Raw genomic sequence first — 12,597 nt, forward strand, 5'->3', positions numbered from 1 at the left:
GGTGTCTGCATCGAGGCGCACATCCACCTACGGACCACAGGGGGTCCCATGACCGAGCTGGCCCGTCCCAGCGCCAAACGCTTGCAGCGACCGTCCTGGCGCGACAGCCGCCTCGTCGTGGGGCTGCTCCTCGTCGTCGTCGCCGCGACCCTCGGAGCCAAGGCCGTCGCCAGCGCCGACGACCGGGTGCCGGTGTGGGTGGCCGCGAGCAACCTCGTTGCGGGTGACAAGGTCGAGGAGGCGTCCTTCGCCCGTGCCGACGTGCGCCTCGCCGACGGCATGAACGGCTACCTCGCCGCCGACGCGCCGCCCCCGACGGGCTCGTTCATGCTCCGCGACGTGCGTGCTGGCGAGCTGGTGCCCGCCTCGGCCGTCGGTGGCGCCGACAGCGTCGACGTGCAGCGGGTGACCGTGCGGGCCGACGCCATGTCGACGACGGGACTGGCCCGTGGCAGCCGCGTCGACGTCTTCGTCACGCCGAAGACGTCGACCCAGAGCGACGCTGCCACGACGATGCGCACGAAGAAGGTCCTCGAGTCCGCTGCTGTGGCGGCGGTGCTGACGAGCACCGGTGGCTTCGGCTCGGGCTCGATGACCTCGGTGCAGATCTACGTCCCCTCCGACAAGGTGCAGCCGCTCGTCGAGGCGGTGGACGCCGACGCGAAGCTCACCCTGGTGCCGGCGGTGGGGGCGGCTGTCGGCGGCGGAGCATGACCGAGGTCCTGACCGCCCTCAGCCACCAGTGGGAGTCGGCGGTGGCCACGACCCTCGAGGGTGTGCGCGGGGTCACGGTGAGCCGGCGCTGCGCCGACGTCTCCGAGCTGTTGTCCGTGGCCGAGGCGGGTCTGGGCGACACCGCCGTCGTCTCCTCCGACCTGCGCGGGCTCGACCTGGCTGTCGTGAACCGCTTGCGGGCCAACCGGATCCGCGTCATCGGCGTCCACCCCGCCGACGACGAGGGCGCCGAGCGGAGGTTGCGCCAGCTCACCGTGACGACCACCCTGCCGGTCGACGCGGATGCCGGCCGGTGGACGACGTCTCTCGAGGAGGGTCCCAGCGCCGTCGACGAGCTCGAGGCTGCGCTCCAGGCGTCCGGACCGTCGGAGCCCTCCGAGCCGGGCGCCAAGGGGGCAACCGGGTCACGGGGGGACCTGCGGGCCCTCGGGGACGGCCGCGAGGCTGCCGACCCCGGCCCGGGATGGCTCCCCGCCGGTGCGGGTGACCGACCCTCGCCCGGCGATGGCGACGGGGCTGCCGATGCTGCCCGGCCCGTAGAGGGTGTCGGCGGCGAGAGCCCTGCGGCGAGCTCACGTCGCGGCCCGGCCCGGGCGCCCGTCGTCGCCGTGTGGGGACCCACCGGCGCCCCCGGGCGCACGACGATCGCGACGACGCTGGCCGCGGAGGTCGCGCGCCGTGGCATCGAGGTGCTGCTCATCGATGCGGACACCTACGGCGGCTGTGTGGCGCAGACCCTGGGGCTGCTCGACGAGGCGCCCGGGATCGCCGCCGCCTGCCGCGCGGCCGACCAGGGTCTGCTCGACCTGCCCGCCCTCTCGCGCATCGCGCCCACGGTCGTCCCCGGCCTGCGGGTGCTGACCGGCCTGCCCAAGGCCGAGCGCTGGCCCGAGGTCCGCGCGGCCGCCCTCGAGCGGGTGCTCGAGCTGAGCCGGTCGCTGGTGCAGGTCGTCGTGGTCGACTGCGGCTTCTGCCTCGAGGACGACGAGGAGCTGAGCTATGACACCGTCGCTCCGCGCCGCAACGAGGCGACGCTGACCTCCCTCGCGGCGTCCGACCACGTCGTGGCCGTCAGTGGAGCCGACCCGGTGGCGCTCCAACGATTCGTCCGGGGCCTGCAGGAGCTCGGCACCGTCCCGTCAGGAGAGCCGGCGCCGGTCGTCAACCGGGTCCGCAGCGTCGCCGTCGGGTCCAGGCCGGAGTCGCGCATCGCCGACTCGCTCCTGCGCTTCGCCGGACTGACCTCGGTGCGCTTCGTGCCCGACGACCCCGGAGCGCTCGACGGGGCCCTCCTCGCCGGGCGCTCGCTCGTCGAGCACGCACCTGACTCCCCGGTCATCGATGCCGTCGCCGACCTCGCCACCGCGCTGCTCCCGTGGACCGTCCCTGCCGGGCAGCGCCGTGACCGCCGCGAACGGCGGGGCCGCCGACTCTTGCGTCGCGGGTCCTCGGCCGTCGCCGGGGCCTGAGAGCGACGTCGGAGCCTGAGCGCGACGTCGGGGTCAGGGGGAGAAGAGGATCGTCAGGCCGCCCAGGGTGTAGACGATCATGACGGCCATGACCGGCACCTGACCGACCACGGCGGCGCGGCGGTCGAGCACCGTGATCGCGCGCTCGTGGGCGGCGAGGACGCCCAGGAGGTGACCGAGGACGATGCTCACCGCCTGGATCGTCGCGACGAGTGTCGGCTGGATGAGCAGGTCGCTCGGGGTGAGGTCGGCGGTGCCGAGCAGGTCCGCGCCGGTTCCGAGCGGGTCGGTCAACAGGCGCCACGCGTACTGGCCCTGGTAGACCCACAGCGACCAGTAGTGCGCGACGAGGTAACCCCCGGCGATCGGGATCAGCGACGGCGCGATGTCGCTGACGAAGGAGAAGGAGTGGGAGAAGGGCTCGCCGGAGAGTCGGACGGACACCGCCGAGGCCATCCACAGCGTCCCGGCCACCAGCCCGAAGAAGGCGAGCAGCGTCGCCGTCTTGAGCAGCGACGAGGGGATGGGCGAGGTCTGCACGAAGGTCGCCCATGACAGGTTCGCAGAGAAGCCGTCGTATGCCGTGCCGCCGAGCATGACGGCGACCGTGGGCACGAGCCCACGCTGGCCTCGCAGGCCGTTGACGCCGTGCAGCGGAGTGCGAAGCACCCACCGGCCGTCGCGACGCCGCCCGAGGGGCGAGAGCAGGCCGAGCAGGCGGGACCACACCTCGAAGGGGTCGGCCTGGTCGAACCACGTGCGGCCGAAGACGGCGGCACCGAGCAGCGACACGGCGAAGTAGCCGGCCACGAGGAACTGGAGGAAGCCCAGGGACGTGTTCTCCTCGGCGACGAGCTCGACCCACGTGAAGGTGCCGAGCCCGACCGCGGCCGGCCACAGGCCCCAGCGGTAGCGCAGCGCCGCGATGTCCGGTGGGACGCGGGCGAGCCGGAGCAGCCCGGCGTGCAGCACCCGGAGCGGGTTGATGACGCGCCACACGGGCCCGAGGAGCATCGAGGAGAAGGCGAGACCGACCCAGAGCCACACGTAGACGACGTGCGGCACCGGGTTGCGCGCCGAGTCGAGGCCGAGGACGAGCGCGGCGAGCGTCCACACGGTGAGGACGGCCGCGAGCGTGCGGGCCACGACGCGGAGCCAGTGTGAGTCGAGCACGGCGGCGATCGGGGCCGGCAGCAGCCAGCCGTCGGTGTCGCGCAGACGCGGCTCGCGCCACAGCGTGCCGATGGCGACGAACGAGATGACCAGGGCCGCGACGGCCGCGATGACGAGGGCCGTGAACGGCAGCGGCAGGTCGCTGCGGCTGCCGACGCCGTGGGCCGGGGCGACCGCAGGAGCGAGGAGGGCCACGGTCAGCGGACGGCGACCGTGAGCAGCGTCAGGGCCGGGTCGTGCGTCTCGATCTCGTAGGAGCCGGCCTCCTTGCCGGTCAGCCTCAGCGTCGTCGGCACGCCGGCCTTGAGGGACTCCTCGACGTCGAAACCGTGGGCGTGCAGCTCGTCGTCGTGGTCGCTCGTCACGACGAGCTCGAGCGTCGAGCCGAGGGAGCACACGGCATACGGAAGGGCACGAAACGCACGCATGGCCCCGATCCTAGGCAGGGCGGTCTGGCAGAGTGTGACCATGTCTGACCGCCTGACCTCGCTCGACGCGTCGTTCCTCTACCTCGAGGAGTCGACCACGGCGATGCACGTCGGGTCGGTCATGGTGTTCCAGCCGCCGCGCGAGGGCTTCGACTACGACCAGCTCGTGCGGATCATCGAGAGCCGCATCGGGGCGATCCCGCGCTTCCGGCAGAAGGTCCTCGACGTCCCGGGACGCATCGCCAACCCGGTGTGGGTCGACGACGAGGCGTTCGACCTGGGCTACCACGTGCGCCGGGCGGGCCTGCCGCGTCCGGGCAGCGACCGGCAGCTGCAGGACTTCGTCGCCCGGGTCCAGCCGCGCAAGCTCGACCGCACCCGTCCGCTGTGGGAGGTCTACCTCGTCGAGGGCCTGCACGACGGCCGGTTCGCGATCGTCACCAAGACGCACCACGCCCTCATCGACGGCGTCAACGCCCTGGACATCGCCCACGTCATCGTCGACGCCGTCAAGGGCGAGGACCTCGACGACGTCGTGGCGCCGTGGGAGCCGAGCCGGGCGCCGTCACCCGTCGAGCTGCTCACGGGCGCCGTCGTCGACGCGGTGCGGCGTCCGACCCAGGTCCTCGACCTCGTCCGCGGGGGACTCAACGACGCCCTCAACGTCGGGTTGCGTGCCGCGGAGTCCGCCGGTCAGGTGCTCTCCACGGTGGCGCGCACGGCCGCCCGCCCGGCTCCCGACTCGCCCCTCAACGCCGAGATCGGCTCGGCCCGCCGGTGGGTCATGATCGCGACCGACCTCGACGACTACCGCCTCGTCCGCAAGCGCCTGGCCCGCGGGGCGTACGCCGAGGACGTGACGATCAACGACGTCGTCCTCGCGACGATCGCCGGCGGCTTCCGCGCGTGGCTGCTCGGCCGTGGCGAGCCCGTGAGCCCGCACACCTCGGTGCGCGCCATGGTGCCCGTGAGCATCTACGGCGACGACCCCGCGGGGATGTACGCCAACCAGGTGATGGCGTGCGTCGTCAACCTCCCCGTCGGTGAGCCGGGGGCCTCGATGCGGCTGCACCAGATCGCCTTTGCCATGCGACAGCAGATGGAGGGCGGCCAGGCCGTCGGTGCCACGTCGCTGGCCAACCTCGCCGGGTTCGCGCCGCCGACCCTGCACGCCCTCGGCGCCCGGCTCGGCTCGGCGATGTCGCGCCGGCTCTACAACGTCATGATCACCAACGTGCCCGGCCCGCAGACCCCGCTCTACGCGGGCGACGCCGAGATGATCTCGACCTATCCCGTCACGCCGCTGGCCAAGGGGCAGGCACTCTCCATCGGCATCACGTCCTACAACGGGGGCGTCTACTTCGGCCTCAACGCCGACCGCGACGCGATGCCCGACGTCGACGTCCTCGGCCAGTGCATCGTCGAGTCGCTCGCCGAGCTGGCCAGCGGGAGGGAATCCTGATGCCGGTCGTGCGCGTCTACGTGCCGCTGGGTCGCACGGGCCTGGACGAGCTCGCCACCACGGGGTCGCTCGCTGCCGGTCCCGGCACCCCACGCACTGCGTATGCCGTGACGTCCCGGCTCGAGAAGGCCGCGCCGGGTCTCGACGTCGAGGACCTCGAGTACGCCGCCTTCAGCGATGCCGTCGAGGCTGCGGTCCGCCTGCGGTCGGCGCGCTCCGACCGCCGGGTCGTCGCGGCCGCGGACGCCGATCCCTCGTGGGTGTCGCCGAGCGACGGCGTGCCCGTGTCGAAGGTCGTGCTCACCGCACCGGTGCCGCTCTCACGGGTGGCCTCCTTCCACGTCGACGACGAGGTGACCGGTGGCGTCGACGAGGAGGCCGACGAGCTGCTCTGGTACGACGTGACCGAGCTCGACGACGTGCGATCCTTCTTCGGCTGAGAGCGGGCCCGACATGGCCGCGGACGAGGTGGTCGCCCTCTACGACGAGGCCGGCGAGGTGGTGGGGTCGGCACCGCGGTCGGTCATGCGGGCCCGCAACCTGCGCCACGCGGCGTCGTCGATCGTCGTGCGGGACCCGTTCGGCCGGATCTACCTGCACCACCGAACGGAGACCAAGGACGTCTATCCGGGTCTGCTCGACTTCGCGGCCGGCGGCGTCGTCTTGGCGGGGGAGGACCCCGCCGCCGGCGCGGTGCGCGAGGTCGAGGAGGAGCTCGGCGTCGTCGGGGTTCCGCTCGAGCCGCTCGGTGTGGCGGACTACGCCGACGAGCACACGAGCTACCGGGCGGTGCGCTTCGTCGTCACGTGGGAGGGGCCGATCCGGTGGCAGCCCGAGGAGGTGTCGTGGGGCGAGTGGGTCACGCTCGAAGAGCTCGTACGGCGCCTCGACGAGGAGTCCGACACCCTGGTGCCCGACAGCGTCGCCGTGTGGTCGAAGACGCTGCGGTCGTGGCACGCGGACGGGGCCTGACGGGCGCCTGCCTTTGTCCGACTCTTGTCACGACCGAACGATCGTGCTTTTATGGTCGACATGGGCAAGGGCGAGAGCACGAAGGTCGCGATCCTCGACGAGGCGACCGAGCTCGCCTCGCTCGTCGGGCTCGGTGGTCTGACGATCGGCACCCTGGCCGCGGCGACGAAGCTGAGCAAGAGCGGCCTCTACGCCCACTTCGCCTCAAAGGAGGCGTTGCAGGTGGAGGTGCTCCAGCACGCCCGTGACAAGTTCACCGACGTCGTCCTGCGGCCGACGGTGGCGGCGCCCCGGGGGGAGCCCCGGGTCCGTGCGTTCTTCGACCGCTGGATCACATGGCAGTCCACCGCGTTCGGCGGGGGGTGCATCTTCGTCGACGCGGCAAGTGAGTTCGACGACCAGGAGGGCCCCGTGCGTGACGCGCTCGTCCGCGCCGAGCGCGACAAGCTCGAGTCCCTGACCCTCATCGTCGGCACCGCTGTGAGCGAAGGTCACTTCCGCGACGATGTGGACCCCGAGCAGTTCGCCTACGAGCTCGAGGGCATCGTGCTCGCCCACCACCACGCCCGTCGGCTGATGCGCGACGGCACGGCCGAGGAGCGTGCACGCCGGGCGTTCGACCGGCTCGTCGACGACTGTCACCCCGCCGCGCTGTCGGCCTGACCCACGGCCTCGAGCGCGGATCGACCGTCGCACCCACCCACTCTGTGCACCAAGCTCACCCAGCCAGTCCCCACCCGCCACCGCCGATGCAGGAGTTGTCATGGCACGGTTCTCATCACAGAAAAGCACGATCGTTCGGACTCTTAGCCGCAAGGCGCTCCAAGCCCTGGACCCTGTCGCGCCCGGCGTCGTCGCGCGTGTGGCCGAGGATCGCTGGTTCCGTCTGCCCGCGGCGCGCACCCGGGCCCTCGTGCCCGGCGCCGGCGTGGCTGTCCGGGAGCTGCTCGGATCGCCGTTCGAGGTTCGGCTCCGCGGCCGCGCTGTCCGAGGATGGGCATGGGGCGAGGGACCGGTGGTCTACCTCGTGCACGGCTGGGGCGGGACGCTCGAGCAGCTGACGCCGCTCGTCGGGCCTCTGCTCGACCGCGGGATGCAGGTGATCGCCTTCGACGGTCTCAGCCACGGCCGCTCGGACCCGGGCGTCCACGGTCCGGCTTCGAGTGACGCTGTCGAGCTCGGCCGGTCGCTCGACGCTGTCGCGACGCGCTTCGGCCCGGCGAGAGCCGTCGTCGCGCACTCGATGGGCGCCCTGAGCGCGCTCCTGGCGATCCGTGACGGCTGGCTCGCGGCCGAGCGTCTCGTGCTCGTCGCCCCGCCGAGCGGCATACCCGACCTGCTTGCCAGGCTGAGGAGCGAGCTGGGCCTGGGGGAGCGGACCATGCGACGACTGGTCGAGCGCGTCCGTGTCCGCACCGGCTACGTCCCCGACGAGCTCGACCTCGTGACGATCGCGTCCACCCTCGCGGAGCACGAGCGGCCGGAGCTGCTCATCGTCCACGACCTGCTCGACCGCGAGGTGCCGCACGGACCGTCCCGGCGTCTGCGGAGGTCCTGGCCGGGGGCCCAGCTGGTGTCGACGACCGGGCTGGGTCATCGGCGGGTGCTCGCCGACGCCGCGGTCGGGGGAGCGGTGGCACGGTTCGTCGACCGACTGCCCGTGGAGCCGAGCCTCCATGGCGAGGATCGACCGCAGCCCTTGACGTCAGAGGCAGGGTCCGACGAGGCCGTCGGCGGTGCCGGGTACCGCGCCGGGGCGGCCTGACCGTCCCACGGACTGGTCCGGGGCAGTCGCCGGCGCGCCAACCCTTGTTACGTTGCGCGGATGGACTTCACCGCTGACGAGTACGCCGCCCGCGATGCCGACCGCCTCCGGGAGATCCTCTCGGGGCCGCCTGTCACCTGGGTGTTCCTCGGCGACAGCATCACGCAGGGGGTCACCCACACGCACGGACACCGCGGCTACGTCGAGCACTTCGCCGAGCGCGTCCGCGGTGAGCTCGGACGACGCGGTGACACCGTCGTCAACTCCGGCGTGTCCGGCGCGACGACCGAGGACCTCCTGCCGGAGTTCCATTGGCGCGCAGGACGGTTCGCGCCCGATGTCGTCTTCGTGATGTTCGGCACCAACGACATGCTGGCCGGTGAGGACGGGGTCCGCGGCTTCCGTTACCGCCTCGACCAGATCGTCCAGCGCTCGCGCGACGTCGGCGCCACGGTCGTGCTCCAGACGCCCCCGGCGGTGCTCGAGGACGGTGGCCGCGGGCCCGGCCTCGTCGCCCTCTACGCCGAGGCGGTGCGCGAGGTCGGCCGCGATCTCGGTGTCCTCGTCGTCGACCACGCCGCCGCGTGGGACGCCGCTGCGACCGAGTCCGGTGACGACGTCGCCCCCGGCGGGTGGCTCGCCGACACGTTCCACCCCGGCGCGCGTGGTCACCACGAGCTGACGCTCACGCTCCTGTCGACGCTCGGCATCGCGGACGCGGACAGCCCCGTCTGCTCGCTCCACGTCGACGACGCCGTGGGCACCCGCGCCTGACGAACGGCCCACGAGGCGGCATACGACCCCCCCGCCCCGTGGCGCGGCACGCCCCTGGCCCCGCCTCGGCTCCGGTCGTCTGGGGTCAGGGACCGGTCAGGGTCGGATCAGGGTGCTCCCCGGCAGCGCAGGAGACCCCGGACGCGCGACGATGGCGTCATGACACAACCGATCCCGAACCCGTACGGCCAGTCCCTCACACCGTCGAGCGAGGAACGCACGTGGGCCATCCTCGGCCACCTCGCCGCCATCGTCGCCGCCGTCATCTCCGTGGGCTGGCTCAGCTTCGTGGGCCCGCTGCTCATCTGGGCCATCTACAAGGACCGCAGCGCGTTCGTGCGCCAGGCCGCCGCAGGGTCCTTCAACTTCAACCTGGCCGTCTGGGCCGCCATCATCGTCGGCTGGATCATGTTCTTCACCGTGATCCTCATCCCGGTCGCCATCATCGTGTGGCTCGTCGCCGTCGTGGCCGGGCTGTGGTTCCACATCCGGGCCGCCTTGGCCGCCAACCGCGGTGAGTCCTTCCGCTACCCCTGGGGCATCCCGGTCCTGCACTGACGGCGTCAGCGGGACTGACGGGCACTGCGGTCGGCATGGAACGATGGGGTGGCTCCGCCCACGAGGACGTGCCCGCCCCGGCCAACGAGCCGGTGCTCGACTACGCGCCGGGCTCGCCCGAGCGAGCCGCGCTCGAGGTCGCCCTCGCCGAGCTGGGCGGGGCCCAGACCGAGCTGCCGCACACGATCAACGGTGAGCGTGTCATCGGCACCGGCCGCCGGATCGCGGTCCGCCAGCCGCACGCCCACCGCAAGGTGCTGGGCACGATGCGCAACGCCACCGTCAAGGAGGGCCGGGCCGCCGTCGAGGCGGCCAAGGCCGCCGCCCCGATGTGGCGCGAGCTGTCCTTCGACGACCGCGCCGCCATCCTGCTCAAGGCTGCCGAGCTGCTCTCGGGACCGTGGCGCGCCCGCCTCAACGCAGCGACGATGCTCGGCCAGAGCAAGACGGCCTACCAGGCCGAGATCGACGCCGCGTGCGAGCTCATCGACTTCTGGCGGATCAACGTGCACTTCGCCCGGCAGATCCTCGAGCAGCAGCCCCCGCTCAACGCCAAGGGCATCTGGAACCGCTCGGACTACCGCTCGCTCGAGGGCTTCGTCTACGCGATCACGCCGTTCAACTTCACCGCCATCGCCGGCAACCTGCCGACCGCCCCGGCGCTCATGGGCAACACCGTCGTGTGGAAGCCGAGCCCGACGCAGCAGCTTGCGGCCCAGCTGACCTTGGAGCTGCTCGAGGAGGCCGGCATGCCGCCCGGTGTCATCAACATGGTGACCGGCGACGGCATCAACGTCAGCAAGGCCGCCCTCGCCGACGAGGACCTCGCCGGCATCCACTTCACCGGCTCGACGCCGACGTTCAAGCACCTGTGGCACGAGGTGGGCACGAACCTCGAGCGCTACCGCACCTACCCGCGTCTCGTCGGCGAGACCGGCGGCAAGGACTTCATCCTCGCCCACCCGAGCGCCGACCCGGCCGTCCTGCGCACCGCGATGATCCGCGGCGCCTTCGAGTTCCAGGGCCAGAAGTGCTCGGCCGCCTCGCGCGCCTACGTGCCGGCCTCGGTCTGGAAGCAGATCAAGGGCGACCTCGTCGACATCACCAACTCCCTGACGCAGGGGGACGTGACCGACCTGTCGAACTTCATGGGTGCGGTCATCGACGACCGCGCCTTCGCCAAGCACAAGGACGCGATCGACCGGGCGCATGCGAGCCGTGGCATCGACGTCGTCGCGGGCGGCACCTACGACGACTCCGTCGGCTACTTCGTGCGCCCCACCGTCCTCGAGATCAAGGACGCGGCGGACGAGTCGTTCCGCACCGAGTACTTCGGGCCGATCCTGTCGGTGCACGTCTTCCCCGACGCGCAGTACGACACGGTGCTCGACCAGATGGAGCGCTTCGCCCCGTACGGTCTGACCGGCTCCATCATCGCCCAGGACCGTCGAGTCATCGCCGACGCGACGAAGCGCCTGCGCTTCGCCGCCGGCAACTTCTACATCAACGACAAGCCGACCGGTGCGGTCGTCGGCCAGCAGCCCTTCGGTGGGGGCCGTGCCTCCGGCACCAACGACAAGGCCGGCGCCGCGCAGAACCTGCTCCGCTGGACGAGTGTCCGCTCCATCAAGGAGACGTTCGTCCCGCCGACCAACCACGCCTACCCGCACATGGGCTGAGTCCCCGAGGGCGTATGCCGCTGGGCCCGTCTCCGTCAGGAGGCGGGCCCAGCGTCGTGTCGGCGTGCGCCGCGAGGGGCGCGGCCCGGTGAGTCAGCCGCGTGGGTCAGGCCCGCTCGGACAGCCAGGCGTTACCGGTGCGCTGTTCGCTGCGGATCGCGTCGACGACGGCCGGGGCCGCAGCCTTCTCGACCTTGCCGCCGAAGAGCGGGATCGAGGCCTTGAGGTCGCCGTCGATGGTGATCTGCGTGCCGCTGCCCGCTGCCGCGAGTCGGACCGCCCCGCGCATGGCGACCGGGGCGCCGGCCACCTCGACCGTGAGGCTGCCCGAGCGCGACCCGTCGGCAGTGGCTGCGCCCCAGTCGTAGGTCTCCGTCACCGACAGGTTGGGGCCCACGATGGACTTCGCGAAGTCCGGCAAGTCGTCGGCAGGCAGGTCGCGCTTCGTGACGACGCGGGCGCCGTCGCCGGCGGGGCTGACCGAGGCCTCGTGGCGCTGCGCGCCGGCCTCGACGCACTTGCGCTCCTGGAAGGAACGGTCGGTGACCATGGCGTAGACGGTCTCGGGCGGGGCGGCATACGTGATCGTCTCGGAGATCTTCATGGCCGACACGCTATTGCACCGCGACCTGCACGATCAGGAGGTGTCCGCCGGCCGGGTCGGCGTCCGCTCAGAGGCCGGAGCGGGCTCGGTCAGACAGGGCTGCCAGCCTCGTTCCGGACGTCTCCAGCTCGCGGCGCAGCCGGGCGAGCTCGCGCGAGCGCCCGGCGGTCACGCGGTTGAGCAGCTCCTGGAGGCGCTCGCGTTCGGCCAGCCTCTCGGCGGGCTCGACCCGGCTCGGGCCCGAGCGCTCGACGACGAGCTGTCCGTCGATGACGAGGTCGCAGCGCGTGAGCGCCGGCTCGAGGGCGCGGACACGGGCTGCCGACTCCACGGCGGTGGTGGTCCACGACTGGAGCAGGGCTCCGACGAGGTCGAGCTCGGTGGCGGCACGTGTCACGAGGTCGCGCTCGCGTCCGGTGGGGTCTGGCGAGCCGGTGCGTCCCACGCGCCTCGCGGCCGCGTCGAGGTCGACGACGAGGTCGGCCAACCGGGCCGCTTGCGTGCGCAGGGCGCCACCGAGAGCCGAGGTCGACCCGGCGTCCCCGGCCGAGAGGCTCACCGCGGACCACCCGCCCGGGTGGCCGATCCCGGTGTGCCCGAGACGAACCCGTCGTCGTCCGCGGAGTGGCTGCGCATCGATCCGAGCTCGAGGAGACGTTCCTCGAGCGCCTCCGACAGGGCCCGCAGGGTGTCGGCCGCCTGCTCGACCCACGCGTCGAGGGCACGCTGCGTGGGCAGGTCGCCGAGGTCGGGCAGGTGCGTCAGGAGGTCGTCGGACATCGTCCGCGTCGTGGAGCGGGCGGTCACCAGCGCCCGGAGGGTCGCTGGGTCCGCAGCGCCCGCCGGGCTCCCCTCGGTCATGGCACCACTCTAGGGACTGTGCCCTCCGTCACCTCGGAGTTCTCCACCGGGAGCCGGCCCCGTGTCCGGCGGGCCGGTTCTGGCGCACGGTCGGTCGGGGATAGGCTCACATCGTGA

At 72.3% G+C, this 12,597-nt stretch carries 15 protein-coding genes; 10 read left to right on the forward strand and 5 right to left on the reverse strand.

Annotated features, from left to right (window positions below; translation table 11 throughout):
• The first annotated feature begins 48 nt into the window (after positions 1-48).
• Both AB4030_RS15555 and AB4030_RS15560 read left to right on the forward strand, forming a co-directional pair.
• Entirely contained in the window at positions 49-714 is a 666-nt protein-coding gene (locus AB4030_RS15555) for a hypothetical protein (RefSeq protein WP_442280115.1), read from the forward strand.
• Positions 711-2,204: an AAA family ATPase gene (locus tag AB4030_RS15560; RefSeq protein ID WP_442280116.1), complete on the forward strand. Its 1,494-nt coding sequence runs from the start codon at positions 711-713 to the stop codon at positions 2,202-2,204. The genes AB4030_RS15555 and AB4030_RS15560 overlap by 4 nt, the downstream gene beginning before the upstream one ends.
• Before the next feature lie 33 nt (positions 2,205-2,237).
• On the opposite strand, the gene AB4030_RS15565 is transcribed toward AB4030_RS15560, so the two are convergent.
• A complete protein-coding gene (locus AB4030_RS15565) occupies positions 2,238-3,572 on the reverse strand; it encodes a hypothetical protein (protein WP_442280117.1) in 1,335 nt (444 codons plus the stop codon).
• Between the two features lie 2 nt (positions 3,573-3,574).
• Positions 3,575-3,805 (reverse strand): hypothetical protein, encoded by a 231-nt coding sequence (locus tag AB4030_RS15570; protein WP_442280118.1) that lies wholly within the window; start codon positions 3,803-3,805, stop codon positions 3,575-3,577.
• Between the two features lie 40 nt (positions 3,806-3,845).
• On the opposite strand from AB4030_RS15570, the gene AB4030_RS15575 reads away from it, so the two are divergent.
• The 8 genes from AB4030_RS15575 to pruA all read left to right on the forward strand — a co-directional run bounded on the left by AB4030_RS15575 (position 3,846) and on the right by pruA (position 11,015).
• Complete coding sequence (locus tag AB4030_RS15575) at positions 3,846-5,267, forward strand: WS/DGAT/MGAT family O-acyltransferase (RefSeq protein ID WP_442280119.1); 1,422 nt, start codon at positions 3,846-3,848, stop codon at positions 5,265-5,267.
• Complete coding sequence (locus AB4030_RS15580) at positions 5,267-5,707, forward strand: DUF6912 family protein (protein ID WP_442280120.1); 441 nt, start codon at positions 5,267-5,269, stop codon at positions 5,705-5,707. Before AB4030_RS15575 ends, AB4030_RS15580 begins: the two co-directional genes overlap by 1 nt.
• Positions 5,708-5,720: 13 nt before the next feature.
• A complete protein-coding gene (locus AB4030_RS15585; protein ID WP_442280121.1) occupies positions 5,721-6,239 on the forward strand; it encodes an NUDIX hydrolase in 519 nt (172 codons plus the stop codon).
• 60 nt (positions 6,240-6,299) lie between these two features.
• Positions 6,300-6,902 (forward strand): TetR/AcrR family transcriptional regulator, encoded by a 603-nt coding sequence (locus tag AB4030_RS15590; protein ID WP_442280122.1) that lies wholly within the window; start codon positions 6,300-6,302, stop codon positions 6,900-6,902.
• A gap of 100 nt (positions 6,903-7,002) precedes the next feature.
• Positions 7,003-8,004: an alpha/beta fold hydrolase gene (locus tag AB4030_RS15595; RefSeq protein WP_442280123.1), complete on the forward strand. Its 1,002-nt coding sequence runs from the start codon at positions 7,003-7,005 to the stop codon at positions 8,002-8,004.
• Between the two features lie 60 nt (positions 8,005-8,064).
• Positions 8,065-8,778: an SGNH/GDSL hydrolase family protein gene (locus tag AB4030_RS15600; RefSeq protein ID WP_442280124.1), complete on the forward strand. Its 714-nt coding sequence runs from the start codon at positions 8,065-8,067 to the stop codon at positions 8,776-8,778.
• A 159-nt stretch (positions 8,779-8,937) separates the two neighbouring features.
• A complete protein-coding gene (locus AB4030_RS15605) occupies positions 8,938-9,336 on the forward strand; it encodes a DUF4870 domain-containing protein (protein ID WP_442280125.1) in 399 nt (132 codons plus the stop codon).
• 35 nt (positions 9,337-9,371) lie between these two features.
• The gene (pruA, locus tag AB4030_RS15610) at positions 9,372-11,015 is read left to right on the forward strand and encodes an L-glutamate gamma-semialdehyde dehydrogenase (protein ID WP_442280126.1); all 1,644 of its coding nucleotides are present in this window, start codon (positions 9,372-9,374) and stop codon (positions 11,013-11,015) included.
• 106 nt (positions 11,016-11,121) lie between these two features.
• On the opposite strand, the gene AB4030_RS15615 is transcribed toward pruA, so the two are convergent.
• From AB4030_RS15615 to AB4030_RS15625, 3 genes are all read right to left on the reverse strand, one after another.
• Positions 11,122-11,619: a DUF2505 domain-containing protein gene (locus AB4030_RS15615; protein WP_442280127.1), complete on the reverse strand. Its 498-nt coding sequence runs from the start codon at positions 11,617-11,619 to the stop codon at positions 11,122-11,124.
• A 67-nt stretch (positions 11,620-11,686) separates the two neighbouring features.
• Positions 11,687-12,178, reverse strand: a complete 492-nt coding sequence (locus AB4030_RS15620) for a hypothetical protein (RefSeq protein ID WP_442280128.1) — start codon at positions 12,176-12,178, stop codon at positions 11,687-11,689.
• Entirely contained in the window at positions 12,175-12,480 is a 306-nt protein-coding gene (locus AB4030_RS15625) for a hypothetical protein (protein ID WP_442280129.1), read from the reverse strand. Before AB4030_RS15625 ends, AB4030_RS15620 begins: the two co-directional genes overlap by 4 nt.
• Positions 12,481-12,597: the final 117 nt, after the last annotated feature.

Source organism: Terrabacter sp. 2YAF2 (genome assembly GCF_052114705.1).
Classification (GTDB): domain Bacteria; phylum Actinomycetota; class Actinomycetes; order Actinomycetales; family Dermatophilaceae; genus Terrabacter.